This window comes from Amycolatopsis sp. lyj-108 (assembly GCF_046549005.1).
GTDB lineage: Bacteria > Actinomycetota > Actinomycetes > Mycobacteriales > Pseudonocardiaceae > Amycolatopsis.
Window position 1 is genome coordinate 405,876 of the sequence record NZ_JAJPWQ010000005.1, and the last position, 25,822, is coordinate 431,697.

21 protein-coding genes are annotated in these 25,822 nt (G+C 68.5%); 12 read left to right on the top strand and 9 right to left on the bottom strand.

Features of this window, described 5'->3' with window-relative positions:
* Positions 1-142 precede the first annotated feature (142 nt).
* On the bottom strand, positions 143-529 hold the full coding sequence (locus ACLJO0_RS21300) for a MarR family winged helix-turn-helix transcriptional regulator (RefSeq protein ID WP_410580196.1): 387 nt from the start codon (positions 527-529) through the stop codon (positions 143-145).
* 86 nt (positions 530-615) lie between these two features.
* Between ACLJO0_RS21300 and ACLJO0_RS21305 the strand changes: the two genes are divergently transcribed.
* Positions 616-2,073 (top strand): MFS transporter, encoded by a 1,458-nt coding sequence (locus ACLJO0_RS21305; protein WP_410580197.1) that lies wholly within the window; start codon positions 616-618, stop codon positions 2,071-2,073.
* Positions 2,074-2,118: 45 nt separating this feature from the next.
* Here ACLJO0_RS21305 and ACLJO0_RS21310 read toward each other — a convergent pair whose 3' ends face one another.
* A complete protein-coding gene (locus ACLJO0_RS21310) occupies positions 2,119-3,378 on the bottom strand; it encodes a cytochrome P450 (protein ID WP_410580198.1) in 1,260 nt (419 codons plus the stop codon).
* A gap of 48 nt (positions 3,379-3,426) precedes the next feature.
* Here ACLJO0_RS21310 and ACLJO0_RS21315 point away from each other — a divergent pair, with 48 nt between their 5' ends.
* On the top strand, positions 3,427-4,155 hold the full coding sequence (locus ACLJO0_RS21315) for an alpha/beta fold hydrolase (protein ID WP_410580199.1): 729 nt from the start codon (positions 3,427-3,429) through the stop codon (positions 4,153-4,155).
* Between the two features lie 55 nt (positions 4,156-4,210).
* Here the strand turns inward: ACLJO0_RS21315 and ACLJO0_RS21320 are convergent, their stop codons facing one another.
* From ACLJO0_RS21320 to ACLJO0_RS21335, 4 genes are all read right to left on the bottom strand, one after another.
* The gene (locus ACLJO0_RS21320; protein WP_410580200.1) at positions 4,211-5,647 is read right to left on the bottom strand and encodes a PLP-dependent aminotransferase family protein; all 1,437 of its coding nucleotides are present in this window, start codon (positions 5,645-5,647) and stop codon (positions 4,211-4,213) included.
* A 12-nt stretch (positions 5,648-5,659) separates the two neighbouring features.
* On the bottom strand, positions 5,660-9,268 hold the full coding sequence (metH, locus tag ACLJO0_RS21325) for a methionine synthase (RefSeq protein ID WP_410580201.1): 3,609 nt from the start codon (positions 9,266-9,268) through the stop codon (positions 5,660-5,662).
* Between the two features lie 143 nt (positions 9,269-9,411).
* On the bottom strand, positions 9,412-10,500 hold the full coding sequence (locus ACLJO0_RS21330; protein ID WP_410580202.1) for an acyltransferase family protein: 1,089 nt from the start codon (positions 10,498-10,500) through the stop codon (positions 9,412-9,414).
* Between the two features lie 266 nt (positions 10,501-10,766).
* A complete protein-coding gene (locus ACLJO0_RS21335; protein WP_410580203.1) occupies positions 10,767-11,438 on the bottom strand; it encodes a peptidylprolyl isomerase in 672 nt (223 codons plus the stop codon).
* 336 nt (positions 11,439-11,774) lie between these two features.
* Between ACLJO0_RS21335 and ACLJO0_RS21340 the strand changes: the two genes are divergently transcribed.
* Positions 11,775-12,386 (top strand): hypothetical protein, encoded by a 612-nt coding sequence (locus ACLJO0_RS21340; RefSeq protein ID WP_410580204.1) that lies wholly within the window; start codon positions 11,775-11,777, stop codon positions 12,384-12,386.
* Positions 12,387-12,399: 13 nt separating this feature from the next.
* On the opposite strand, the gene ACLJO0_RS21345 is transcribed toward ACLJO0_RS21340, so the two are convergent.
* Complete coding sequence (locus ACLJO0_RS21345) at positions 12,400-12,669, bottom strand: DUF2631 domain-containing protein (RefSeq protein ID WP_410580205.1); 270 nt, start codon at positions 12,667-12,669, stop codon at positions 12,400-12,402.
* Between the two features lie 95 nt (positions 12,670-12,764).
* On the opposite strand from ACLJO0_RS21345, the gene dxr reads away from it, so the two are divergent.
* The 6 genes from dxr (at position 12,765) to map (ending at position 20,237) form a co-directional block, all read left to right on the top strand.
* Positions 12,765-13,970, top strand: coding sequence for a 1-deoxy-D-xylulose-5-phosphate reductoisomerase (dxr, locus tag ACLJO0_RS21350; RefSeq protein ID WP_410580206.1), 1,206 nt, complete (start codon positions 12,765-12,767; stop codon positions 13,968-13,970).
* A 3-nt stretch (positions 13,971-13,973) separates the two neighbouring features.
* Positions 13,974-15,209: a M50 family metallopeptidase gene (locus ACLJO0_RS21355; protein ID WP_125792772.1), complete on the top strand. Its 1,236-nt coding sequence runs from the start codon at positions 13,974-13,976 to the stop codon at positions 15,207-15,209.
* 118 nt (positions 15,210-15,327) lie between these two features.
* The gene (ispG, locus tag ACLJO0_RS21360; protein WP_396564163.1) at positions 15,328-16,479 is read left to right on the top strand and encodes a flavodoxin-dependent (E)-4-hydroxy-3-methylbut-2-enyl-diphosphate synthase; all 1,152 of its coding nucleotides are present in this window, start codon (positions 15,328-15,330) and stop codon (positions 16,477-16,479) included.
* A gap of 154 nt (positions 16,480-16,633) precedes the next feature.
* Entirely contained in the window at positions 16,634-17,488 is an 855-nt protein-coding gene (locus ACLJO0_RS21365) for a GNAT family N-acetyltransferase (RefSeq protein WP_410580207.1), read from the top strand.
* Between the two features lie 62 nt (positions 17,489-17,550).
* A complete protein-coding gene (locus ACLJO0_RS21370; protein WP_410580208.1) occupies positions 17,551-19,356 on the top strand; it encodes a penicillin-binding transpeptidase domain-containing protein in 1,806 nt (601 codons plus the stop codon).
* Positions 19,357-19,379: 23 nt separating this feature from the next.
* Positions 19,380-20,237, top strand: a complete 858-nt coding sequence (gene map / locus ACLJO0_RS21375) for a type I methionyl aminopeptidase (RefSeq protein ID WP_410580209.1) — start codon at positions 19,380-19,382, stop codon at positions 20,235-20,237.
* A 133-nt stretch (positions 20,238-20,370) separates the two neighbouring features.
* Here map and ACLJO0_RS21380 read toward each other — a convergent pair whose 3' ends face one another.
* On the bottom strand, positions 20,371-21,060 hold the full coding sequence (locus ACLJO0_RS21380) for a FadR/GntR family transcriptional regulator (RefSeq protein WP_125792776.1): 690 nt from the start codon (positions 21,058-21,060) through the stop codon (positions 20,371-20,373).
* Positions 21,061-21,108: 48 nt separating this feature from the next.
* On the opposite strand from ACLJO0_RS21380, the gene ACLJO0_RS21385 reads away from it, so the two are divergent.
* Both ACLJO0_RS21385 and ACLJO0_RS21390 read left to right on the top strand, forming a co-directional pair.
* On the top strand, positions 21,109-22,356 hold the full coding sequence (locus tag ACLJO0_RS21385; protein WP_410580210.1) for a CynX/NimT family MFS transporter: 1,248 nt from the start codon (positions 21,109-21,111) through the stop codon (positions 22,354-22,356).
* A gap of 55 nt (positions 22,357-22,411) precedes the next feature.
* Positions 22,412-22,924: a hypothetical protein gene (locus ACLJO0_RS21390; RefSeq protein ID WP_410580211.1), complete on the top strand. Its 513-nt coding sequence runs from the start codon at positions 22,412-22,414 to the stop codon at positions 22,922-22,924.
* A 68-nt stretch (positions 22,925-22,992) separates the two neighbouring features.
* Here the strand turns inward: ACLJO0_RS21390 and ACLJO0_RS21395 are convergent, their stop codons facing one another.
* Positions 22,993-24,387: a mycothione reductase gene (locus ACLJO0_RS21395; RefSeq protein WP_410580212.1), complete on the bottom strand. Its 1,395-nt coding sequence runs from the start codon at positions 24,385-24,387 to the stop codon at positions 22,993-22,995.
* 596 nt (positions 24,388-24,983) lie between these two features.
* Here ACLJO0_RS21395 and ACLJO0_RS21400 point away from each other — a divergent pair.
* Entirely contained in the window at positions 24,984-25,817 is an 834-nt protein-coding gene (locus ACLJO0_RS21400; RefSeq protein ID WP_410580213.1) for a S1 family peptidase, read from the top strand.
* Positions 25,818-25,822: the final 5 nt, after the last annotated feature.

Consider the following 25,822-nt stretch of genomic DNA (forward strand, 5'->3'; position numbering starts at 1 on the left):
AGTGCGCGAGTGCGGTGTCGCGTCACCCAGCCCACCGTCTCGCCCGAGACGCGCCACCTTTGCCCCTCGATCAACGGTGACCGCGGACGCGGTGATCACCCCGACCGCCGTCAAAATCGGCGAGAAGTGGGACCGCCGGGCTTCAGGCTCCGACGGTGAGAGTCTCTTCGAGGGTCGCCCGGTGCGTGGGCTTCGCCTCTTCGTAGCGACGGCGGCCTTCGTCGGTCACGATGACGAAGATCCCGCGCCGGTCAGACTCGCAGAGCGAGCGCTGGACGAGTCCCTCGCGTTCCAGGCGCGCGACGAGACGTGAGGTGGCGCTCTGGCTCAGGTGGACGACCTCGGTCAGATCGGCTGCGCGGCATTTGCCGACGACGCAGTTCACCAGCCGTTCGAGGGCTTCGAACTCGGTGACGCCGAGGCCGTGACGCTCCTGGAGCCGGCACTCGAGGCGTCCGAAGACCGCCGCGTACCGGGCGGAGAGGTCGTGCCACTCCCGCAACAGGTCTTCTTCGGCGACGTCGCTCACGCGGCCCAACATAGCATGCACGTGAATTTTATGCAAAGTCATTAAATGCTCTTGCATTAGATGCGTGTGCATGTACTGTACGCATCATGAGTTCTTCCGTGCAGCTGTCCACCAGCTCGACAAGGTGGGACGCGCGCCTCTGGGGTGTCCTGCTCACTGTGTCCGTCGTCGTTGGCCTCGACGCGCTCGACGTGTCGATGGTCGCCGTCGCCCTCCCGTCCATCCAGGCCGAACTCGGCCTCTCCACCGGTGCCCTGCAATGGATCATCAGCGCCTACGTGCTCGGCTACGGCGGCCTGCTGCTCCTCGGCGGCCGCACCGCCGACCTGCTCGGCAGGCGCAGGGTCTTCCTCGTCGCCGTCGCGGTCTTCGCGCTCGCTTCCCTGCTCGGCGGCCTCGTCGACGACGGCGCGCTGCTGATCGCCACCCGGTTCATCAAGGGACTCGCGGCCGCGTTCACCGCGCCGGCGGCCCTTTCCATCATCACCACGACCTTCCACGAAGGCCCTGCCCGCAACCGGGCGATCAGCATCTTCGCCGTGTTCGGTGCCAGCGGTTACTCCGCGGGCCTCGTCTTCTCCGGTCTGCTCACCGAGGTGGGCTGGCGCTGGACGTTCCTGCTGCCGGTGCCGATCGCGCTCGCCGCGTTCGTCGCCGCCGTCAAGCTGATCCCGTCCTACCTGCCGCAGACCGGTCGCGGCTATGACTTCCCGGGCGCGATCACCGGTGCCGCCGGGTCGCTCCTGCTGGTCTTCGCCGTGGTCGAGGCCCCGGAGATCGGCTGGGCCGCCCCGCGGACCCTGATCTCGTTCGCCCTCGCGCTCGCTCTGCTCGTCACGTTCGTGTTCATCGAGAAGCGCAGCAAGCACCCGCTGCTCCGCCTCGGCATCCTGCGGTCCGGCCCGCTGGCCCGAGCCAACCTCGGCGGCGCGACGTTCTTCGGCGCCTACATCGGTTTCCAGTTCGTGGTCATGCTGTACCTGCAGAACGTGCTGGGCTGGTCCGCGTTGCAGACCGCGCTCGGATTCCTGCCCGCCGCCCTGATCGTCGCCTTCGGTTCACCCAGGATCGAGCCGTTGATCGACCGGCTCGGCACGCCGCGCACGATCCTCGCCGGTGTCGTCGCCCACGTGATCGGGTACGCGTTGTTCCTGCGGATCGACGAGAGTTCCAGCTACGCAGGTTCGGTGCTGCCGAGCATGATCCTGCTGGGTATCGGCTTCATGCTGGCGTTCTCCTCGCTGAACATCCAGGCGACCAACGGCATCTCCGACGACGAGCAGGGGCTCGCCGGCGGGCTGCTGAACACGTCGATCCAGGTCGGCGGCGCGATCGGCCTCGCCGTCGTGACCGCGGTCCTGACCGGCAACTCGGGTGGTGCCACCGGCCCGGCCGCGCTGCTGAACGGGTTGGCGCCCGCGCTGACCGTCGTCACCGGTATCGCCGTGATCAGTGTCCTGGTGGCGCTGTCCGGAGTCATCGGCCTGCGCAAGGCCGAGGCGCGCTCCACCGTCGCCGAACCGGAGTTCGCCGCGGCCGAATGACCAGGGGGTGAGGGCCCCTTCCCGCGCTCGGGGGCGGGAAGGGGCTCATCGCCGCCAGCGGATCGGCAGCGACTTCAGGCCGTTCTGGAAGTTCGACCGCAACCGCACCGGCTCCCCGGCGAGTTCGACCTCGCCGAGCAGGTCGAGGACTGCTTCGAACATCGCCCGCAGCTGCACCCTGGCGAGCTGGGCGCCGAGGCAGAAATGCGGGCCGTGCCCGAAAGTGACGTGATCGTTGGGCGTGCGGCCGATGTCGAAGCGGTCTGGATCCTCGAAAACGGACTCGTCGCGGTTCGCCGCCGAGAACCAGACGACGACCTTTTCACCCGCCCGGATGTCCACATCGGACAGAACGACGTCTTCGGTCGCGGTCCGGCGGAAGTGCATCACCGGCGACCACCAGCGCAGCATCTCTTCCACCGCGCCGGGAAGCAGTGACCGGTCGGCCAGCAGCCGCCGGTACTGATCGGGATGCGAAAGCAGCGCGAGCATCCCGCCCGGGATGCCGTTGCGCAGGGTTTCGTTGCCTGCCACGGAAAACAGCCAGAACAGGTTCTCGAACTCCGCGATCGAGACCCGGCCGTCCACATCGTCGACGTGCCCCATCAGATTGCTCATCACGTCGTCGCCGGGATGACGGCGTTTGTATTCGCCGAGCGCGGTGGCGTATGCGTAGAGATCCGGCATCCCCGCGCGGGTGCGCGGGTCGGGCATCGACCCATCCGGTCCCGGAACCGGCCGGACGGCCAACGCCGCCCGCGCGAGATCGGTTACCTCGTCGGCCTCGACGGTCGCGCTCACCGCGTAGTCGGCGTCCTGGTAGCCGATCACGCGGTTGCTCCAGTCGTACATCAGCCGCCGGTCCTGTTCGGGGATCCCGAAGACCTCGGCGAGCGTCAGCAGCGGGAGATCCGCGGTGACGGCGGCGAAGTCGCACCGGCCGTCCGCGGCGACCTCGGTGATCAGCTTCCTCGCCCAGCCGTGGATCCGCTCGGTCAGCCTGCCGACCGCGCGCGGCGTGAACGCCTTGGTGAGCAGGCCGCGCAGCCGGGCGTGCTCGGGCGGATCCATGTTGAGCATCATCCGCCGGACGTAACCGAGGTCCTGCTCGGTCGCCGGGTCCCGGATCTGCGTCCCGCCGAGGCGCGACGAGAACAGCTTCGGGTTCTTCAGCACGTGCTTGACGTCGGAATGCCGCAGCACCGCCCAGAAATTGTCCACCCGCGTGACTGGAGACTCCCGGCGCAGCGACGCGAGGTGCTCGTACGGCACGCCCCGCGTGTACACGTCCGGATCGGTGATCACGCCGTCGACCCTAGCCCGCGGGCGGGGGACTGAGGAAAGATCCGTCCGGTGGAAACACTGAAGATGCGCACCGCCGGAACCGAAGGTCCGCCCGTGCTCCTGCTGCACGGCCTCGGCGCGACAGGAGCGGTCTGGGACGGCCTCATGGCGCACCCGGGATATCGCTGGCTCGCGCCGGATCTGCCCGGCCACGGGGGATCGCCCCGGTTACCGCACTACTCGTTCGGCGGGCTGGCCGCGGCGGTCGCCGACGCGCTCCCGGAACGCGGTCCGGTGCTGGTGATCGGCCATTCCCTTGGCGGCGTGGTCGGGCTGGCGCTGGCCAGCGGCTGGTTCGGGGTGAAGGTCGCCGGGCTGTTCACGGTCGGCGTCAAGGTCGAATGGAGCGAGGACGACCTCGCGAGGGCGGCCGCCATGGCGGCCAAGCCACCGAGGGTGTTCCCGACCCGTGAGGACGCCGAACGCGCCTTCCTCAAGATCGCCGGCCTGGCAGGCCTCACCGGCGCGGATCCCGACGGTGTGACCGAAACCGAAGGCGGCTGGCGGCTGGCGCTGGATCCGCGCGCGTTCGCCGTCGGCGCGCCCGACATGCGCGGACTGCTCGGCGCGGCGCGCTGCCCGGTCGTCCTCGCCGCCGGTGAGCACGACCCGATGAGCCGTCCGGAGCAGCTTCGCGCGCTCAGCCCGTTCACCGTCGAGTTCCCCGGGCTCGGCCACAACGCCCACGTCGAAGACCCGGCCGCGCTCCTGCCCTTCCCCGCGCAATTCGCCCTCTAGTTGCGGTAGTTCGACAGCCGAACCACCGCAAGTAGATGACGAAACGCGAGGGGGACTAGCGCCGAAGCCGCCCCAGGACGGCGATGCCCTCGGCGATGTCGCTCGCCGGGCTCGCCCCGTAGCCGAGGACGAGGCCGGGATTCATCGGGCGCTGACAGTGCCACGACAGCGGCTGCACCTTCACGCCCTGCTCCAGCGCGGCGGCGGCGAAGTCGAGATCGGAGAACTCGGCGTCGAAGGTGATCGTCAGGTGCAGCCCGGCGGCGGCGCCGTGCACCACGGCGTCCGGGAGATGCGCCCGGAGCGCGTCGATCATCGCGTCCCGCCGACGGCGGTGCCGTTTGCGGACGAACCGCAGCTGCCGCTCCATCTCCCCGGACTCCATGAGATGTGCGAGCACCAGCTGCGGGAGGACGGCGTTGCCGAGGTCGGCGAACCGTTTGGCCGCGACGACCTCGTCCCGGTACCGCGGCGGCACCAGCATCCAGCCCACCCGGAGCGCGGGTGCGAGCCACTTCGACACGCTGCCCGCGTAACAGACCTGCTCGGCGAGCATCGAGCGCAGCGCGGGCACCGGCGGGCGGTCGTAGCGGTGCTCGGCGTCGTAGTCGTCCTCGATGATCAGCCCGCCGTTCGCGGCCCAGCGCATGAGCTCGCGACGGCGTTCCCCGCCGAGCACGACACCGGTCGGGAACTGATGCGCGGGAGTGAGAAGCACGGCGGGCGCGCCGCTGCGCACGAGCTCGTCGACGTCGATGCCGTCGTCGTCGACCCGGATCGGCGGGGTCGCCAGCCGCCGGTCGTGCAGATGCTGACGCGCGCCCAGCGAACTCGGATCCTCGACGGCGATCTCGGAGATCCCGTTGTCGCAGAGCACTTGCGCCAGCAAGCCGAGACCCTGCGCGACACCGGCGACGATCAGCACGTCGTCCGCGTCGGCGGTGATGCCCCGGGTACGGGCGATCCAGTGCGCGATGGCCTGCCGCAACGCGGGCGCGCCCCGAGGGTCGCCGTAGCCGAAGGCCGCCGCCGAAAGGTCGTTGAGCACGGTGCGTTCGGCGCGTAACCACGCCGTTCGCGGGAAGGCCGTCAGATCCGGCACGCCGGGGGACAGGTCGATCCTCGCCGGGGTCGACCGCAGCGAGTCGAAGACGCCGATCCCGGGAGCGGGCTGGAAGATCGTGCCCGCGGACGGCGGCCCGGACGTTCTCTGCTCCTTCGTCCGTGCCGGCGCCGCGACGACCACCGTGCCCGCCCTGCCGCGTCCGGCGACGTGGCCGTCCTCGACGAGGCGCTGGTACGCCTCGGTGACCACACCGCGGGAGACCCGCAGGTCCGCGGCCAGCGCCCTGGTCGCGGGCAGCCTGCTGCCGACCGGCAGGCGGCCGTCGGAGATGGCGTGCCGCAACCGCGACGCCAGCCAGTCCGACCGGCGCCCCGGTGGTGCGTCCCCGATGTCCAGCTGCAGGAAGTCCGAGCCCTCGGCAGTCACCCGATCATTGTGTCATTCGGGTTCGTAGGCGAGGTTCGGCCGCAGCCACTGCTCCATAGTGGACAGTTCGAGCCCTCGGCGGGCGGCGTAGTCCTCGACCTGGTCCTTGCCCAGCCGTCCGACGGTGAAGTACCGCGAATCGGGGTGGGCGAAGATCAGCCCGCTGACACTCGCCGCCGGCGTCATCGCGAAGGACTCCGTCAGCCCCATCCCGAGCCGATCCGAGTCGAGCAGGTCGAACAGCTCCTGCTTCTCGCTGTGATCCGGGCTCGCCGGGTAGCCGAGCGCGGGGCGGATGCCCCGGAACCTTTCGGCGTGCAGGTCCTCCAGCTTCGGCTCGGCGTCCGGTTCGAACCAGTCCCGCCGCGCCTGGAGGTGGATGTACTCGGCGAACGCCTCCGCGAGCCTGTCCGCGAGGGCCTTCACCATGATGGCGCGATAGTCGTCCTGCTGCGCCTCGAACTCGGCGGCGAAGTCCTCGGCGCCGAGGATGGTGACCGCGAAGCCGCCGAGGTGGTCGCCAGCGCCGGCTGGAGCGATGTAGTCCGCCAGGCAACGGTTGGGCCGCGACAACGGTTTCTTGGTCTGCTGGCGCAGCATCGGGAACTTGATCCCCGGCTCCAGGATGATGTCGTCGCCCTCGGAGTGGGCGGGCCAGAACGCGTACGCGCCCTTGGCCTGGAACCGTTCTTCGGCGATGATCTGGTCCATCAGGGTGTTCGCGTCTTCGAACAGTTCCCGCGCCACCGGGTTGTTCAGGATCGCCGGATACTTGCCCTTCAGCTCCCAGGCCAGGAACAGGAAGGTCCAGTCGATCATCTCGCGCAGCTCGGTGAGCGTCGGCGAGACGTACCGGACACCGGTGAACTTTGGCGTCGGGATGTCGTCGAAGGAGACCTTCTCCGGGTTGGCCCTGGCCTCCTCGACCGTCAGCAACGGCGTCCGCTGCTTGTTCGCGTGCTGCACACGCAGCGCTTCCTGGTCCTCGCGGTTCTTCTTGTCGAGGATATCGGCGCGGTCCGCGTCGAGCAGGTCACCGACGACGCCCACGACGCGTGAGGCGTCCAGGACGTGCACGGTCGTCTGCTCGTACGCGGGCGCGATGCGGACCGCGGTGTGCTGGCGTGACGTGGTCGCACCGCCGATCAGCAGGGGCAGCTTCAGCCCGCGCCGCTCCATTTCGGCGGCGACGTTGACCATCTCGTCCAGCGACGGCGTGATCAGGCCGGAGAGCCCGACGGCGTCTGCGCCCTCGGAGACGGCGGTGTCCAGGATGACCGAAGCCGGGACCATCACGCCGAGGTCGATCACCTCGTAGTTGTTGCAGCCGAGGACGACGCCGACGATGTTCTTGCCGATGTCGTGCACGTCGCCCTTGACCGTCGCCAGGACGACCTTTCCGTTGCCCTGGCGGGTTTCGACCCGGCCTTCGAGGCGCGCCTTCTCCTTCTCGGCCTCCATGAACGGTTCGAGGTAGGCCACGGACCGCTTCATCACGCGCGCGCTCTTGACCACCTGCGGCAGGAACATCTTCCCGGACCCGAACAGGTCGCCGACGATCTTCATACCGTCCATCAGCGGGCCTTCGATGACCTCGAGCGGCTTCGGCAGCTTCTGGCGGGCTTCCTCGGTGTCCTCTTCGATGTAGTCGACGATGCCGTGCACCAGCGCGTGGCTGAGGCGCTCCTCGACCGTACCTTCGCGCCAGGACAGGTCGATGACGCGCTGTGTTCCCTTGCCGTTGACCGTTTCCGCGAAGGTGACCAGCCTGTCGGTGGCGTCCTCACGGCGGTCGAAGAGCACGTCCTCGACCAGCTCCAGCAGATCCTTGGGGATGTCCTCGTAGACCGCGAGCTGCCCGGCGTTGACGATGCCCATGTCCAGCCCGGCGCGCACCGCGTGCAGCAGGAAGGCCGAGTGCATCGCCTCGCGCACGACGTTGTTGCCGCGGAAGGAGAACGACAGGTTCGAGATACCGCCGCTGATGTGCACGCCGGGGCAGCGTTCCTTGATCCGCGGCAGCGCGTCGATGAACGCCTTGGCGTACCCGTTGTGCTCGGAGATACCGGTCGCGACCGCGAGCACGTTCGGGTCGAAGATGATGTCCTCGGCGACGAAACCGGCCTTCTGGGTCAGCAGGTCGTAGGCGCGGCCACAGATCGCGACCTTGCGGTCGGCGGTGTCGGCCTGGCCCTGCTCGTCGAAGGCCATCACGACCACGCCCGCGCCGTAGTCGCGGATGCGCCGGGCCTGCTGGAGGAACTGCTCCTCGCCCTCCTTGAGGCTGATGGAGTTGACGACTCCCTTGCCCTGCACGCATTTCAGCCCGGCCTCGAGCACCGTCCAGCGCGAGCTGTCGATCATGATCGGCAGCCGGGCGACCTCGGGTTCGGTGGCGATGAGGTTCAGGAACGTGGTCATCGCCTTTTCGCTGTCGAGCAGGTCGGCGTCCATGTTGACGTCCAGCAGGTTCGCCCCGCCACGCACCTGCTCCAGCGCGACGTCGACGGCCGCCTGGTGGTCGTCGGCCTCGATCAGCTTGCGGAACTTGGCGGACCCGGTGACGTTGGTCCGCTCGCCGATCATGACGAACCCGGTGTCCTTGCCGATCTCGAACGGCTCGAGCCCGCTGAACCGGGTGTTCGCCTTCGGCTCCGGCACGGTCCGCGGCGCCATCCCGCGGACGGCGTCGGCGATCTCCTTGATATGCGCGGGAGTCGTACCGCAGCAGCCGCCGACGACGTTGACCATCCCGGCCGTGGCGAAGTCGCCGAGCAGCCCGCCGGTCTCCTCGGGCGTCTGGTCATACCCGCCGAACGCGTTCGGCAGTCCGGCGTTCGGGTGGCAGGCCGTGTACGTGCCAGCGAGGTGGGACAGTTCGGCGATGTGCGGGCGCATTTCCTCGGCGCCCAGCGAACAGTTGACGCCGACCAGCAGCGGATCGGCGTGCTCGATGGAACTCCAGAACGCCTCGACCGTCTGCCCCGACAGCGTCCGGCCGCTCAGGTCGACGATCGTCACCGAGATCCACAGCGGCAGATGCGGCGCGACGTCGCGGGCGGCGGCGATGGCGGCCTTGCAGTTGAGGGTGTCGAAGATCGTCTCGATCAGCAGCAGATCGACGCCTCCTTCGGCGAGCGCCTTGATCTGATCCGCGTACGCGGCGTACACCTCGTCGAAGGACACCGCGCGGAACGCCGGGTCCTCGACCTTCGGTGACAGCGACAACGTGACGTTCAGCGGCCCGACCGACCCGGCGACGAACTTCCCGCCCGCCGCGTCCGCCGCCTCGCGCGCGATCTGGGCGCCGCGGAGGTTCATCTCGTACGCGAGGTCTTCGAGCCCGTAATCCGCCTGGCCGATGGTGGTGGCGGTGAACGTGTTCGTCGTCGTGATGTCCGCGCCGGCGTCCAGATACTGGCGGTGGATGTCGAGGACGACGTCGGGCCGGGTGATGTTCAGCAGGTCGGGGTCGCCGGTGATGTCACGAGGATGGTCCTGGAACCGCTCGGTGCGGTAATCCTCAGGTTTGAGGCCGGCGTTCTGGAGCATCGACCCCCACGCGCCGTCGAGCACGACGATGCGCTCATCCAGCAGCTTTCGCAGGGCGGTCGTTTCCATCCAGCGCTCCTCCCATGTCGTGGGAGGCGCCCTTGCGGTGATGACCGGGGCCGAGCGTGGCGGACCCCGCGGTCCGTTGCAGCGCCTCTCGACCTTGGCGACCAGAGTACCGGACCCGCACAAGGGTGATCCGCCCGAATCGCTCAGCCGCTGGCCAGAGCGGGTTCGGCTTCCCGCACTGTGGGATCGGGCAGGACGGGCCTGCGCCGGGCGACCACCTTGCGGCCCACGTCGATCATCGGCACCTCGACCCACCGGTAGAGGACGTCGGAGATGACGAGCGCGACGACGGTCACGGCGATCGCGGTCAGGGTCCGGCGGGTGCCCAGCTGGGGGATCGACAAGGCGACCACGGTCGCCGCCACCCCTTGCAAGAGGTACACCGAGTACGACCGCTCGCCGATGAACCGCATCGGCGGGGTGGAGAAGAGCCAGGCGATCGGACCGCGCGGAATCAGCGAGGTGATGAACAGTGCGACCAGGACCGCATACGTCGTGCCGCCGATCGTGCCGCCGTCCTTGAAGAAGGCCTCGATGTCGGTCACGTGGATCTGGAGGACCACGAGCGCCGCGAGCAGGACGAAGCAGGCCACCGGGTGGGTGAAGAAGCGGAGGACCGCGAAGCCCTTGCGGTAGTGGAGACCGCTGGCGAGCGCGCAACCGATGATGATGGGGGAGTAGGCGCCGGCGTACGGCATCACCGGGATCAGCGCGATCATGAGCGCGATCAGGCCGATCGCCAGGCCGAGCCGCTTCGGGAAGCTCAGCGCCGCGATGCCGAAGGCGAGGAACGGCCAGACGAGGTAGAACTTCTGCTCGACGCCCAGCGTCCAGGATTGGCCGAAAGGCGCGTTATGGGCGAATTCGTTGGTGAACGTCAGGAAGTAGGGCATCGCGCCGGAGAGCCCGCTCGAGGTGTACTGGCCACGCAGATAGGTGAACACCACGATGATGCCCAAAACCGCGAAGTAGACCGGAAGAATGCGAAACGCGCGACGGATGTAGAAGTCGGCGAGCGAAATCCTGCCGTTTCGGTCTTCTTCGCGCAGTGCCAGCGTGGTGATCAGGAAGCCCGAGAGAACGAAGAACAGGTGGACACCGATCCACCCGTTGGCCATGGCCCACGACGGTCCTCCGTAGTGGAACACCACCACGAGGAGCGCGGCGATCGCGCGCAGCCCGTCGAGGGCCGGGAATCTCTTCGTGGACAGGTACTGCTCGTGAGTCATCATCGTGGGCCCCCAGGAAGGTCACCGGCGGACTGACCGGTAAGGACGCGTCACTCTAAAGGGTGAATCGCTCGTTCCTGTGAGGGGGCTGTGGTTTTTCTGCGGATATTGTTGGAGATTTTCGTGCTGCCGAGTTTTATGGCTCTTTTGCTGCCGAATCTGGTCGGCGATCAACCTTCATGGCAAAACGAGCGGGGAGGATTTGGGGCGTTGAACGTCCCAAATCCTCCCCGCTCGGCCTTTCCGTCAATGGGGAGACAGCGAATGAATCAGAAACCCACAGACGCCTTCTGGATCTTCACCGGCTTCGCGGGCAGCCCGTCGGCAGGACCGTTCGGATCGGTCGGGATGATGCCGTTCGCCACGATCCGGTCCAGCACCTCCATACCCCGCACGACCTTGCCCATCACCGAGTAGTTCTTCGGGATGTTCGCGAACGAGTGCACGATGAAGAACTCGCTGCCGTTCGTGCCGGGGCCCTGGTTGCCCATGGCGATGGTGCCGCGTTCGTAGGTCTCGGTGCCGTCGACCTCGTCCGGGAACTTGTAGCCCGGGCCGCCCTTCTCGGCTTCGTAGATGTCGCCGCACTGAAGGACGCCGAGGCGCGACGAGTTCGTCAGGCGCCAGCACTGGCTGCGGTCGTAGAAGCGCTGCAGGGCCAGGCTCGCCAGGTTGTGGACGGCGCACGGAGCGGCGCCGGCGCGGTTCAGGCGGACGGTCACCGGGCCGTAGTTGAAGCGGAACGTGACGTCGACGGTGCCGCGGGTCAGCGCGAAGGGGAGCGGGCGCAGGACCGGCCGGGCCGCGGGGTTTTCCGGCGTCGGCGTGAACTCGCAGCGCACGATCGGCGCCGAAGACGCGGGCGCGGCGGCGGCGACACCGGGCAGGAGCACGGCGGCGAGAGCGGAAACGACAGCGGTGACACCCCAGCGCAGCTTCATGAGGGGGAACCTAACCCAAAAGGATGGTCGTCGGGTAGCGCTTCACGCGGGTGCACTGTCCGGGTGGTCGTGAGTGGCGATCTGGCTGTGGTGATCGCGAGTCTGTGAAGGCCTCCTTGCCTACCCTGAGGGTAGTGAAGGAGGCCCTCACTACCTCGGTGATCGCCACAACCGCCCCAGGTGTATCAGCAAGCACAGAGGCGGCGCCTGAAGGTTTCGTGTACATCGGGCGGGTGACAGTGGCGGTGACCGTTCGGTCCGGGTGGTCGTGAGTGGTGATTCGGGTTAGAACACGAATCGCCACTCACGACCACCCGCACCGAACGGTCACCGCACATGCTGAGCTCACTCACCGCCGCGTACCTCGCCGTCTCCCTCACGCTGATCCCGCCGACCGAGATCCGGCCTGACCAGGTCGAGCACGTCGCCTTGCCGTGCGTTCAGACGGGCGCGTCCACCGACGACGCGGACGCCGCCAAGAGCCTCAACCAGCAACTCGGCACCAAGATGCGCGGCTACATGAACCCGTACAACACGTCGTGCGCCAGAGTGATCGTCGAAACCGTCCAGAGATCGGGGTTCAACGATCACGCGGCGGCCATCGCGATCGCGACGGTGATCGTCGAGTCGAGTGTCGCCAACCTCGACGGCGGCCTCGGTGATTCGGTCGGGCTCTTCCAGCAGCGCGCGAGCTGGGGTTCCTTCGAACAGCGGACCGATCCGGTCTGGGCGACCGGCAGGTTCCTCGCCGTGATGCGGCAGTTCTACCCGAACGACACGTGGAACAACGTCGCCATCGGGGACGTCGCGGCGGCGGTCCAGCGGCCGGCCGCGAAGTACCGGCATCGCTACGGGGTCGAGGCGGGTGACGCGGTCAAGATCGTCAACGAGCTGTGGTCCCAGGACGGCAACTGGCCCCCGTCCTCGAAGGAGAGCGGGGGCCGGTGAGCCGTGAAGGACCCTACTTGCGCCAGGCCGTGCGCTGCTTCCGCATGTCGAGCACCAGCCCGAACATCATGAACAGCGCCAGGCCGATCAGCCACAGGTTCTCGGTCCAGCCGTGGTGGTTGCCGTACAGCATCACCAGCAGGATGATCGCGGTCAGCCAGCCCGCGATCCGCGTCGCCTTCGGGAAGGAACCGTGCCAGCCCCACTCGGCCGACGGCTCGTCGCGGGGGTCAACGGTGTCGACGCCCACCCGGCCGCGCTTTTCGACCGCCTTGCTCGCCACGATCAACTCCTCAAAACCCGATGGTTCGCTTGCCCGCGAATGATCCCACACCTGGCTGCACGCGCCCGACGGGGCCCGCGCGACAATGGCACCCGATGACTACCTCGCGAAGTGTGCTCGTGCTCGGTTCGACCGGATCGGTCGGCGCCCAGGCCCTCGACGTCGCGGCCCGCAACCCGGAGCTGTTCCGGGTCGCCGGGATCGCCGCGGGCGGCTCCGATCCCGCCGCGCTGGCCGCGCAGGCCCTGGCGCACCAGGTCGACGCCGTCGCCGTCAGCAGGCCGACGGCAGTGGAAGACCTGCAGCTCGCGCTGTACGCCGAGGCGCAGAAGCGCGGCTACAACCGCGGCGACTTCAAACTCCCGCGCATCTTCGCCGGAGCCGACGCGGTCGTCGAGATGATCGACGCCACCCCGGTCGACGTCGTGCTCAACGCGCTCCCCGGTTCACAGGGGCTCCCGCCGACCCTGCGCGCGCTCGCCACCGGCGCCACGCTCGCGCTGGCCAACAAGGAATCGCTGATCGCGGGCGGACCGCTCGTGCTGGCGGCGGCCAAACCCGGCCAGCTGGTTCCGGTCGATTCCGAGCACTCCGCGATCGCGCAGGCACTTCGCGCCGGCCGCGAGTCCGAGGTCGCCCGGCTGGTCCTCACCGCCTCGGGCGGCCCGTTCCGCGGCCGCAAACGCGAGGAGTTGGCGGACGTCACAGTCGAGCAGGCGATGGCGCATCCGACCTGGTCGATGGGTCCGCTCATCACGATCAACTCGTCCACTTTGGTCAACAAGGGCCTGGAGCTGATCGAGGCGAAGCTCCTGTTCGACATCGAGACCGACCGCATCGACGTGGTCGTCCACCCGCAGTCGATCATCCACTCGATGGTGACGTTCGTGGACGGCTCGACGATCGCCCAGGCCAGCCCGCCCGACATGCGGCTGCCGATCGCGCTGGCCCTGCACTGGCCGGACCGCGTGCCCGGCGCCGCGGCCGCGTGCGTCTGGGACAAGCCCGCGAGCTGGACTTTCGAGCCGCTGGACAACGACGCGTTCCCCGCCGTCGAGCTCGCGAGGCACGCCGGAGACGTCGGAGGCTGCATCCCGGCGGTGTACAACGCGGCGAACGAGGAACTGGTGGCCGCTTTCCTGGCACAGAACACCGGCTTCACCTCGATTGTGGACACTATTGCCCAGGTGGTGGAAGCCGCCGACGAATGGCGTCGCGAACCTCGCGACGTTGATGACGTACTAGCTGCCGAGCGCTGGGCTCGCGCGCGTGCCGGTGCGCTGATCGGTAAGGGGAAGTAGCGCGTGGTCTTCATTCTCGGGATCGTGCTGTTCGCGCTGGGCATCTGCCTGTCGGTCGCGCTGCACGAAGCCGGTCACATGTGGGCGGCCAAGGCCTTCGGCATGAAGGTCCGGCGCTACTTCATCGGCTTCGGGCCGACGATCTTCTCCTTCCGCCGAGGTGAGACCGAGTACGGCGTGAAGTGGATCCCGCTCGGCGGGTTCTGCGACATCGCGGGCATGACCGCGCTCGACGAGGTCACCCCGGAGGAGTCGAAGCGCGCGATGTGGCGCTTCAAGACCTGGAAGCGCACCGTCGTCATGTCGGCGGGTTCGGCGATGCACTTCATCCTCGGTTTCATCATCCTGTACTTGATGGCCGTCACCATGGGCCTGCCGAACCCGGAGGCACAGGCCGCTCCCACCCAGCCGGTGATCAACAGCACTTCCTGCGCCCGTTCGGCCACCACCCTGGAGCAGCTCAACGACACGACCTGCCCGGCGGACGCGCCGACCCCGGCGAAGACCGCCGGGATCCAGGCCGGTGACAAGATCGTGTCGGTCGCCGGCAAGCCGACGCCGACCTGGACCGACGTGCTCGCTGCCGTCCAGGTCGCCGGTGGTCCGACGCCGTTCGTGGTCGAGCGCGGCGGGCAGCGGCTGAACCTGACCGTCGACGTGCCGCGGGTGCAGCGAATGGTCGCCGACGGCGAGAAGAAGACCACGGTCAAGGACGTCGGCATGATCGGCGCCGCGCCGGTCCCGAAGACGCTGGTGGCGACCTACGGCCCGGTCGACGCGGTCGGGGCGACGGTCAGTTTCACCGGCACGATGTTCTCCGAGACCGCCAAACGGCTGATCGAGTTCCCCTCGCGGATCCCCGCGGTGGTGGACTCCATCTTCGGCGGCGAGCGCGACCCGAACACCCCGGTCAGTGTGGTCGGCGCCAGCCGGATCGGCGGCGAGGCGGCCGAGCGTGGCCTGTGGGAGATCTTCGTCCTCCTGCTGGCGAGCCTGAACTTCTTCATCGGCGTGTTCAACCTGCTGCCGCTGCTCCCGCTCGACGGCGGGCACATCGCGGTCGTCTGGTACGAGCGGGTCCGGGACTGGTTCCGGAAACTGCGCGGCAAGGCGGCGGGTGGTCCGGTCGACTACACGAAGCTGTCGGCGGTCACGATGGTGCTCGTCTTCATCGGCGGCGCGGTGACTCTGCTCACCGTCACCGCCGACATCGTGAACCCGGTCAAGCTGTTCCAGTGACGCGGGAGGACGGTTACGGAGCGCGCTGTCAGCACGGTTGGGCTTCTCGGGTAATGCTGCTCACCGTGACGACTGACGTCGTGTATGTCCGCCGATCGGGGTAGGTACGCTTGAAGGCGTGACTGTCGCTCTTGGTATGCCAGCGCTTCCTCCTCCCGTCCTCTCCGAGCGTCGCAAGACCCGACAGTTGCAGGTCGGGTCGGTCGGCGTGGGCAGCGAGCACCCGATTTCGGTGCAGTCGATGACCACCACCCTCACTTCCGACGTCAACGCGACCCTGCAGCAGATCGCCGAGCTGACCGCTGCGGGCTGTGACATCGTGCGCGTCGCGTGCCCGTCCGCGGACGACGCCGAGGCGCTGCCCGCGATCGCGCGGAAGTCGCAGATCCCGGTGATCGCCGACATCCACTTCCAGCCGAAGTACGTTTTCGCCGCGATCGAGGCGGGTTGCGCGGCGGTCCGGGTGAACCCGGGCAACATCCGCAAGTTCGATGACCAGGTCAAGGAGATCGCGCGGGCCGCGAAGGACCACGGCACCCCGATCCGGATCGGCGTCAACGCGGGTTCGCTGGACAAGCGGATCATGGACAAGTACGGCAAGGCGACGCCGGAGGCGCTGGCCGAGTCGGCGTTGTGGGAGGCGTCGCTGTTCGCCGAGCACGACTTCCACGACGTGAAGATCTCCGTGAAGCACAACGACCCGGTGGTCATGGTGCGTGCGTACGAGATCCTCGCCGAGCAGTGCGACTACCCGCTGCACCTCGGCGTGACCGAGGCGGGCCCGGCGTTCCAGGGCACCATCAAGTCGGCCGTGGCCTTCGGCGCGCTGCTGCGGCAGGGCATCGGTGACACCATCCGTGTTTCGCTGTCGGCGCCGCCGGTGGAAGAGGTCAAGGTCGGGATCCAGATCCTGCAGTCGCTGAACCTCAAGGAGCGCAAGCTCGAGATCGTGTCCTGCCCGTCGTGCGGCCGGGCGCAGGTGGACGTCTACACCCTCGCCGAGCAGGTCACCGCCGGGCTGGAGGGCATGGAGATCCCGCTGCGCGTCGCGGTCATGGGCTGCGTCGTCAACGGGCCCGGCGAAGCGCGCGAGGCCGACCTCGGCGTCGCTTCGGGCAACGGCAAGGGCCAGATCTTCGTCAAGGGCGAGGTCATCAAGACCGTGCCCGAGCACGCGATCGTCGAGACGCTGATCGAAGAGGCCATGCGGATCGCCGAGGAGTCGGGCCAGATGATCGGTGAGGGCGAGCCGACCGTCACCGTCGGCTGATTGGTCGAGACCATGCTAGGAACGGTCCTTTCCTCGCAAATTTTGCAAGGAAAGGACCTTTCATAGCGCTTGATGGCCCCCACCAGCCCAAGTTCTCTCAGCGTGTCGTGAAGCTTGCGTTCCGTTTATGCCGCCGATCTGGCACCCTGGAGTGGTGTTGCGGCTTGCAGGTGCACGGCTGCTCGATGATCGGGACTATCCCGCGGTCCGTGCCGCGCTCGCCACAGACCCGGTCGGCAGCTGCATGGTCAGTGCCAGGGTGGAGACCGCGGGTCTCGACCCCTGGCGGCTCGGTGGTGAGCTTTGGGCCGCCGATTCCCGTCCGGTCCGGGCGGGCAGGCTCCAGGGGTTGTGCTTCTCCGGGCCGAATCTGATCCCGTTGCGCGGCAACGCCTCCGCTTTGCGTTCCTTCGCCGATCGTGCTCTGCGCCGCCAGCGGAGCTGTTCGTCACTGGTCGGCCCGGCCGAGCAGGTGCTGGGGCTGTGGGACGAACTCGCGCCGGAATGGGGCCCCGCCCGCGAAGTCCGGCACGACCAGCCGCTGATGGCGCTCGACGGGGTTCCGTCCGTCACCGCCGATCCGCTGGTCCGCGCGGTGCGCCCGGAGGAGCTCGACAGGTACCTTCCGGCCGCGATCGCCATGTTCGTCGAAGAGGTCGGCGTCGACCCCCGCAACGGTGATGGTGGCGCCGGTTATCGCGCCCGCGTCGCGGAACTGATCGCCGGCGGCCGGGCGTTCGCGCGGTTCGAGGACGGCGAGGTCGTCTTCAAGGCCGAGATCGGCGCGATGTCCTCCACGGTCGGCCAGATCCAGGGGGTCTGGGTGCATCCGGAGCGCCGGAGCGGCGGCCTCGGCACGGCCGGGACGGCGTCCGTGGTGAACCGGCTCGTCCGCGGGATGGGCCGCACCGCGAGTCTCTATGTCAACGCCTACAACAGCCCGGCGCTCGCCGCCTACCGGAAGATCGGCTTCCAGCAGGTCGGGCAGTACGCGACGGTTCTGTTTTAGAGGGCACGGCTAGACCGTGTCGCGTCCGGCCGGATCGGGCCGGGACTGGCAGGATCCGGGGCATGCCAGCAGGTCGTCGTTTCGCCGTCGTCGTGCTCGCGGGGGTGGTTGGCCTCTCGGCCGCCGGGTGCGGACTCTTCGCCGATTCCGGACCCGAAGACGCCGTCACGGGTTTCCTCGGCGGGCTCTCTTCCGGTGACGTCGCCGCCGCGGCCTCCTTCACCGATTCGCCGGATGCCGCCCGCGCGGTACTGGAGATGGCGCGGAAAGGGCTTTCGCCCGAGTCGGTCAAGATCGTGGACAAGCAGGTCCGGCATTCGTCCGGGGCGGACAACGGGACGGCGACCTACCAGCTCACCTGGAATCTCCCGCGCGGCCGGGCCTGGACGTACAAGGCCGACGCGCAGGTCCATTCCACCCAAGACGGCTGGAAGGTGCGCTGGCTGCCCACCGCGCTCCATCCGCAACTGGCCGCGCAGCAGAGCATCGCGCTGAAAGCCGACCCGCCGGACCTCGCGCCGGTGCTGGACCGCGACGGGATGCCGTTGCTGCGCCCGCAGACCGTCGTCAGCGTGGTGCTCGACCCGGCGAAGGCGGGAGACCTGGTGGCGGTCTCCGACAAACTCGGCGCGGTGCTCAACCGGTTCGAAGCGTCGGTGACCGGTCAGTCGATCCGCGACGGGGTGAAGACGCTCAAACCCGGCTCCGGCTACCCGGTGGTGAGCCTGCGGGCTGCCAGCTATCAAGAGGTGAAGCCCGAGATCTACGAACTGCCCGGCGTCCGGTTCAGTCAGCAGGAAAGGCTTCTGCCCGACGACAAGAACTTCGGCAAGCAGGTGCTGCCCGCGGTCCGGTCGCTCGTCGAGGACCAGGTGGAGGGCTCGGCCGGCTGGCGCGTGGTCACGCTCGACACAGGCGGCGGCGAGATCATCGACCTGCACTCCGAGAACCCCAAACCGGCGCCCGCGGTCGTCAGCACGCTCAGCGTGAAGGCGCAGGGTTCGGCGGAACGGGCGCTCGCCCCGGTCCCGACGGCCTCCGCGCTGGTCGCGATCCAGCCGTCGACGGGCGAACTGCTGGCGGTGGCGCAGAACGCCCCGGCCGACCCCCAGGGCGCGATCGCACTCACCGGCCGGTTCCCGCCGGGGTCCACGTTCAAGATGGCCACCGCCGTCGCCGCGCTGTCCGCGGGTTCGGTGCGGGCAGACAGCCCCGTCGACTGTCCCGGAACGGCCACCTTCGAGAACCGGACGGTGCCGAACGAGGGCAAGTTCGCCCTCGGTGTCGTCCCGCTGTCCACGGCGTTCGCCAAGTCCTGCAACACGACCTTCGCGAAACTCTCGACCGATCTGCCGCCCGCAGCACTGACCGACGCCGCACGAGACCTCGGCGTCGGCGCCGACTTCGTGATCCCAGGCCTGACCACGATCACCGGCTCGGTACCGCCGGCGAACACCGTCGCACAGCGGGCGGAGAACGGTTTCGGTCAGGGGACCGTCGTGACGAGCCCGTTCGGGCTGGCCGTCGCCACCGCGACGGTCCAGTCCGGGAAGGTGCCGGTGCCGACGCTGGTGCGGGGGATGGCCGCGACGTCGTCCGGGCTCGGCGAACCGATCCGGCCGGAGGTGCTCGACGCGCTGCGCGGGATGATGCGCGAGGTCGTCACCGATGGCACCGCGACACTGCTCAAACCCTTGCCGGACGTGCGGGGCAAGACCGGGACGGCCCAGTTCGGCGACGGGACGCGTTCGCACGGCTGGTTCGTCGGCTACACCGGGGATCTGGCCTTCGCGGTGCTCACCACCGACGCGGGAACGTCCAAACCCGCGGTCGAGGCCGCCCAGCGCTTCCTGGCGGGACTCGGCTAGCCGTCAGGTCGTAGGCTGGGCTCATGTCCGTTCGATCCCCCTTGAAGCCCGGCGTCCAGACGCCGAGGCGACTCGTCCCCGCCGGCATCGCCCGTCCCGAGTACGTCGACCGGCCGGCGCCGAAACGCGACACGGGCAACGGGGTCCGCACGCCCGAGGTGATCGAGGCGATGCGCGTCGCGGGCCGGATCGCGGCGCAGGCGCTCGAGGAGGGCGGCAAGGCCGTCAAACCCGGCGCGACCACCGACGACATCGACAAGGTGATCCACGAGTTCCTGCTGGACAACCACGCGTACCCGTCGACCCTCGGCTATCGCGCCTTCCCGAAGTCGTGCTGCACCTCGCTCAACGAGGTGATCTGCCACGGCATCCCGGACTCGACGGTGATCGAGGACGGCGACATCTGCAACATCGACGTCACCGCGTTCATCGGCGGCGTCCACGGCGACACGAACGCGACCTTCATGGCGGGTGACGTCTCGGAGGAGGCGCGGCTGCTGGTCGAGCGCACGCGCGAGGCGACGATGCGCGCCATCAAGGCCGTCCGCCCCGGCAGGCAGCTCAACGTCATCGGCCGCGTCATCGAGGCGTACGCGAAGCGGTTCGGCTACGGCGTCGTCCGCGACTTCACCGGCCACGGTGTCGGCCCGGCGTTCCACACCGCGCCGACCGTCCTGCACTACGAGGAACCGTCGGTCGACACGGTCATCGAGCAGGGCATGACCTTCACGATCGAGCCGATGATCACCCTCGGCACCATCGACTACGACATCTGGGCCGACGACTGGACCGTCACCACCAAGGACAAGAAGTGGACGGCCCAGTTCGAGCACACCCTCGTGGTGACCGAAGACGGCTCCGAAATCCTGACCCTGCCCTGACGTGGGCTGAAAGGGCCCTTCACCGCATGCGATGCGGTGAAGGGCCCTTTCAGCTCTCCATCCATGCCCCCGCCGCCGCCCTCAACGGAGGCGCTGCGCGCCCAGGCCTGGATTCCTGCGGGGAAAGTCCCCTTCAGCTCTCGTCCTGCTCCACCCTGGCCAGGAGTTCGTCCAGGAAACCGCACGCCTCGCTGGCGGCCCGGTCCGCGTCGCCGTCGGCGATGGCCTCGGCGAGCCCTTCGTGCCCTATCTCCGGCAGGTACTCGCCTCCCGGCGTCACGTTCGACGTCGCGGCCACGCTGGCGGTTATCACTTCGGTGAGCCCGCGGTACATCTCGGTGAGCAGGGTGTTATGTCCACTTTGGACGACGGCGAAGTGGAATTCCGCGTCGAGGCGGGCGAAATCCTCCCAATGGCCCTGACGGAGCTCGGCGTTGCGGCGGTCGAGCAGGGAGCGAAGCTCGGCGACTTCCTCGTCGGTCCGTGACACGGCCGCGAGCCGGGCTCCCTCGACTTCGAGGATGCGCCGCACCTGCAGCACCTCGCGCAGTTCCGAACCGCACAACCGCCGGATGGCGCCCGAAACCTCGCTCGTCGCCCTCACGTAGGTTCCGTCGCCCTGCCGGACCTCGAGCAGTCCCGTGTGCGCGAGCGCGCGAACAGCCTCGCGGACGGTGTTGCGCCCGACGCCGAGCTGTCCTGCCAGCTCCGGTTCGGTCGGAATCCGCTGACCGATAGGCCATTCTCCCTGCGTGACGGCGTCACGCAGCTGCTCGATGACCTGATCGACCAGGCCGGCACGGCGCGTGGTGGCCAATGGCACAGCGTTGTCCCTTCATCCAATCATCCTATGTATGTGATACTAGCCGACGTGCGTGTCGACTCTCGAGAATCCGTTTCCCCGTACGACGAAAGTCTTGAACTCGAAGGCTCGATCGAAACGGAGTGGCGGCCGGGGGTGATCACCGGCGGCGTCCTGCTGGGTGTCGCGGTGATCCTGGTGGCCCTCAACCTGCGCCCGGCGATCACCAGCGTCGGCCCGATCCTCGGCGAGATGCGCGACGACCTCGGTGCCACGGCGACCTGGGCAGGCGTGCTCACCACGCTCCCCGGCCTGTGCTTCGCCGCCGCCGGATTCGCCGCGCCCGCGCTGGCCCGCCGGTTCGGCATCGGCGCCGCCATCGCGGCCGCGCTGTCGGTGCTGGGCGTCGGCCTGGTGCTGCGAGTGCTCGACGGACCGTACGTCGTGCTCGGCGGAACACTGGTCGCCACGGCGGGAATCGCCTTGGCGAACGTGCTGATCCCAGTCGTCATCAAGGACTCCTTCCCGGCGCGTGTTGGCATGATGACCGGCGTGTACACCGCCGCTCTGCAGGGCGGGGGCGCCCTGGGGTCCGCGCTCACCCCTCCCTTGGAGAGCGCGTTCGGCGGGTGGCGTCAAGGTCTGGGCGCCTGGTCGGTGCTGGCGGTGCTCGCACTGCTCGTCTGGATTCTCGCAGCCCGCGGCGCGGGGCGGGTGCCCGTTCCGGAGGCAGGCAAGCAGGGTAGCGGGCGATCGCTGCTGCGGAGCCCCCTTGCGTGGATGGTCACCCTTTTCTTCGGCACTCAGGCCTTTTTGGCCTACGTCGTGATGGGCTGGCTGCCGGAGGTGATGATCGACGCGGGGGTGGGCAAGGGTGATTCCGGGCTGCTGCTCGGGTTGATCTCGCTCATCGCCGTCCCGATCAGTCTCGTGGTGGCGCCGATGGCCGCGCGGCACAAGAGCCAGAGCCCGTGGATCGTCGGGCTGGGTGTCCCCGGCTTCATCGGCATGGTCGGCATGATGGTCGCGCCCGCCGCCTCGCCCTTGCTGTGGTGCCTCCTCATCGGGCTCGGGATGAGCGTCTTCTCGCTCGCGCTCACGGTGATCGCTTTGCGGGCGCGCTCCGGCGAGGACACCGCGCGGCTGTCGGGGATGGCGCAGGGCATCGGCTACCTGATGGCGGCCGTCGGGCCGTTCCTCTTCGGGCTGCTCCACGATCTCACCCATGCCTGGACCGTGCCCTGGATCATGATGCTCGTGGTCTTCGCCGCGCAGATGACCTTCGGCGCCCTCGCCGGTCGCCGTCGCTTCGTCTGAACGCGTTCAAAAAACTTCTTGACCCCATCAGGGGCGGAGCCATAACCTGAGCGAGTTGAACCTGTTCAAAAACTCGGTTCTGGGGGTCGGCGTGGTGGAGGGAACGGCGTACGGGGCGGCCCTGGCGTGTTTCGCCGCGGTGTGTGTCGCTTTGGCGCCGCAACGGCCCGAAGCGGTGGTTTCGCCGCACGAGTTCTACCGCGCCGTGGACCGGGTGTGCGTGCAGGTGGGGAAGGACAGCAGGGCGGCGATCCAGCGCTACTGGCCGGACCCGGAGAGGGACGTCGCGACGGAGCTGCGCAAGTGGCAGCACTACGTCGCGACGAAGGTGGACGACGCCAAGGACGTCCTCAAGGGGGCGACAGGGGTCCGCGCGGTGCCTGGAGGGGCGGCATCCGCGCGGGAGGACTTCCTGGTGGCGATCCGCCGGTACGTCGAGGCGGGGGAGCGGTTCCAGCAGGACGGAGCCCGCTCGCCCGCCTTGATGGGCGCCTCGGACGCCGAGATGAACGCGGTGAGCGCGCTCGCGGCACGCAACGGGGCCCGCAACTGCGACCGCGTCGTCTGAACCCCCGCAATTAGTCACCTACTTGCGCCAGGGAACCTCGCAAGTAGGTGACTAATTGCGCCGGAGGGTCAGTCCAGCGGAAGGTTCAGCAGCGCGTTCTCGACCAGTTCCGGCATCGCCGGGTGGATCCAGTACTGCCCGCGCGCCATGCTCTTCGCGTCCAGGCCGAAGCTCATCGCCTGGATCAGCGGCTGGATCACCGACGACGACTGCGGGCCGATGATGTGCGCGCCGAGCAGCTGCCCGGTGGCCGGGTCGGCGAGCAGCTTCGCGAAACCGGTGGTGTCCTCCATCGCCCAGCCGTAGGCGATGCCCGCGTAGTCCTGGTGCGACGTCACGTACGAGACGCCGCGCTCGCGGGCCTCGCGTTCGGTCAGCCCGACGGACGCGACCTGCGGCGAGGTGAACACCGCGTGCGGGACGAACCGGTGGTCGGCCTCGATCCGCTCGTCCGGGTGCAGCAGGTTGTGCTGCACGACGCGCTGCTCGTGGTTCGCGACGTGCTTCAGCTCGAACACCGACGAGAGGTCGCCGAGCGCGTAGATCCCGTCGACCGCGGTCTGCTGGTACTCGTCGACCACGACGTGCCCGCGCTCGCCGGTGGTCACCCCGGTGGCGGCGACGTCGAGGAGGTCGGAGTTCGGCTTGCGGCCGGTGGCGACCAGCAGCACGTCGGCCTCGACGGTCTCGGCGCCTTCCGGGCCTTCGAGGTCCAGAGCGACGCCCGACGCGGTTTTGCGCGCGCGGACGGTCTTCCGGTCGAGCCGGACGTCGAACCGCTGCGCGGCCAGTTCGGTGAACCGGGCGCTGATGTCGTCGTCCTCGGACCGCAGCAGCGCGCCGGACCGGTTGACCACGGTCACGTTCACCCCGAACGAGGCGAAGACGTGCGCGAACTCGGCCGCGATGTAGCCGCCGCCGAGGATCACGATGCTCGACGGGAGTTCGTCGAGCCGCATCACCGTGTCGGAGGTGTGGTAGCCGGTTTCGGCGAGACCGGGGACGTCCGGGATCACCGGGCGCCCGCCGGCGGCGAGCACGAACTTGTCGGCGGTGATCGTTTCCGAGGGGCGGCCGTCGGGGTAGCTGACCCGCAGCTCCTTGTGCCCGGTGAAGCGGCCTTCGCCCTCGTACACGGTGACGTTCTTGTTGTCCTCGTGCTCGACGCGGTACTCGCGTCCACCGGCGGCGATCGGGTCGATCCGGCCGAAGATCCGGTCGCGCACGTCGCGCCAGCGGACCCCGGTCAGCTCTTCGTCGACGCCGAACTTCGACGACGAAGCGGGGGTGGCCGCGACATTGGCGGCGTGCACGAACATCTTCGTCGGGATGCAGCCCACGTTCAGGCAGGTGCCACCGAACGTGCCCTTCTCCACGATCGCCGTGTTCCAGTCCGCGAAACGCGGGTCGAGGATCGAGTTGCCCGATCCGGTACCGACGATCACCAGGTCGTAGTGGGGCACGCTGTCTTCCTTTGCGGCGGGAGCGGGTGGTTCCGACTCTAGCCAACTTGTCACGAAGGCCGGTTGTTCCCGGCTCAACGCCCGTCAGCGCTGAAGCGCATCCGCCACCGAAGCGTTCACGAGCATTTCCCCGGTGTGCGCGCGGCGTCGAACCCCAGAACGAGAGCGTGAGATACCGCAGTTCGCCTGCGGAACGGGGTCGGTGGTCGGCAGGGAACGGTCGGTCAGCACGGGAGGAGCTGCCCGAAACCGTCACCGCGCAAGGGAAGCGGCGTCGCCCCGACCCGCCAGGCGGGTACTGGTGACGGCGCGGGTGTGCTCGGAGTCGTTGCCGCCGAAGGGTTTTGTGCCGGACCACTGGTGACGGCCGGGCTCGAACACGAGAAGATCAGAAGGCCGTAGCCGCCAGAATGATCGCCGTAGCCCGCACGAGGGCCAGCGTGACAGATGCGCTCGGTGAGCACAGGTCCACCCGTTTCAGTGACACCACATCGGGCTTTCTCCGATTAGGGTATTCGCGATCGCTCGTGTACGCGCTGGAGTCGAATGACTTCCCAGGGTCTGACCGTACGTACGCCCCGGTGAAGGGACAGAACATGCCCAAGAAGTCACGTCGCACCCTGCTGCTCGCTGTCGGAGCGGTCCTCGCGACGGCCGTGATGGTCCCGGTCGCGGTCAACAGCGCGTCGGCGGACGACAGCGCGGTGAGCGGCCCGGACAAGGCCGCGCAGCCGAGGATCGTCGGCGGCGGCAAGGCTTCGGTCTCCCAGTACCCGTACGCGGTGTACCTGGCCGATCGCAGCGGCAACCAGTACTGCGGCGCGGTGATCGTCAGCTCCACGACGGTCGCGACGGCGGCGCACTGCGCGGTCGCGGTCAAGCGTTCCGATGTCCGGGTGGTCGCCGGACGCGAGGACAAGCGCTCGCGGGACGGCGTGGAGCTGCGTGTTTCGCGGGTCTGGGTCAGCCCCGACTACAGCGGCGATCCGGGCAAGGGCGACGACATCGCGGTGATGACGGTCAGCGGTCAGCTGCCGTACCGGCCCGCGAAGGTCGCGGACAACGGCAACGCCGACCTGTACAGCGAAGGCACGAAGGCCACAGTGCTCGGTTGGGGCCGGGTCGCCGACGGTGGCGCGCGGTCGGACTACCTGCGCAGCGCGGTCGTCCCGGTGGTCAGCGACAAGACCTGCCGCACCGCGTACTCGGGCTACGACCCGAGCGACATGGTGTGCGCCGGTTACCCCGAAGGCGGGATCGACGCCTGCCAGGGCGATTCGGGCGGACCGCTGATGGTGGGCGACACCCTGATCGGGATCGTGTCGTTCGGCGAAGGCTGCGCGAAGGCCGGTAAACCGGGCGTCTACACCCGTGTCTCGCACTTCGCGAACGAGATCTCGCAGCAGAACAACCGCGGCCTGATCGGCTGATCGGT

Coding starts and splice junctions, on each gene's coding strand:
- ACLJO0_RS21305 (WP_410580197.1), top strand. CDS start 616: ATGAGTTCTTCCGTGCAGCTGTCCACCAGCTCGACAAGGTGGGACGCG.
- metH (WP_410580201.1), bottom strand. CDS start 9,268: ATGGAAACGACCGCCCTGCGAAAGCTGCTGGATGAGCGCATCGTCGTG.
- ACLJO0_RS21330 (WP_410580202.1), bottom strand. CDS start 10,500: ATGATGACTCACGAGCAGTACCTGTCCACGAAGAGATTCCCGGCCCTC.
- ACLJO0_RS21335 (WP_410580203.1), bottom strand. CDS start 11,438: ATGAAGCTGCGCTGGGGTGTCACCGCTGTCGTTTCCGCTCTCGCCGCC.
- ACLJO0_RS21340 (WP_410580204.1), top strand. CDS start 11,775: ATGCTGAGCTCACTCACCGCCGCGTACCTCGCCGTCTCCCTCACGCTG.
- dxr (WP_410580206.1), top strand. CDS start 12,765: ATGACTACCTCGCGAAGTGTGCTCGTGCTCGGTTCGACCGGATCGGTC.
- ACLJO0_RS21370 (WP_410580208.1), top strand. CDS start 17,551: ATGCCAGCAGGTCGTCGTTTCGCCGTCGTCGTGCTCGCGGGGGTGGTT.
- map (WP_410580209.1), top strand. CDS start 19,380: ATGTCCGTTCGATCCCCCTTGAAGCCCGGCGTCCAGACGCCGAGGCGA.
- ACLJO0_RS21400 (WP_410580213.1), top strand. CDS start 24,984: ATGCCCAAGAAGTCACGTCGCACCCTGCTGCTCGCTGTCGGAGCGGTC.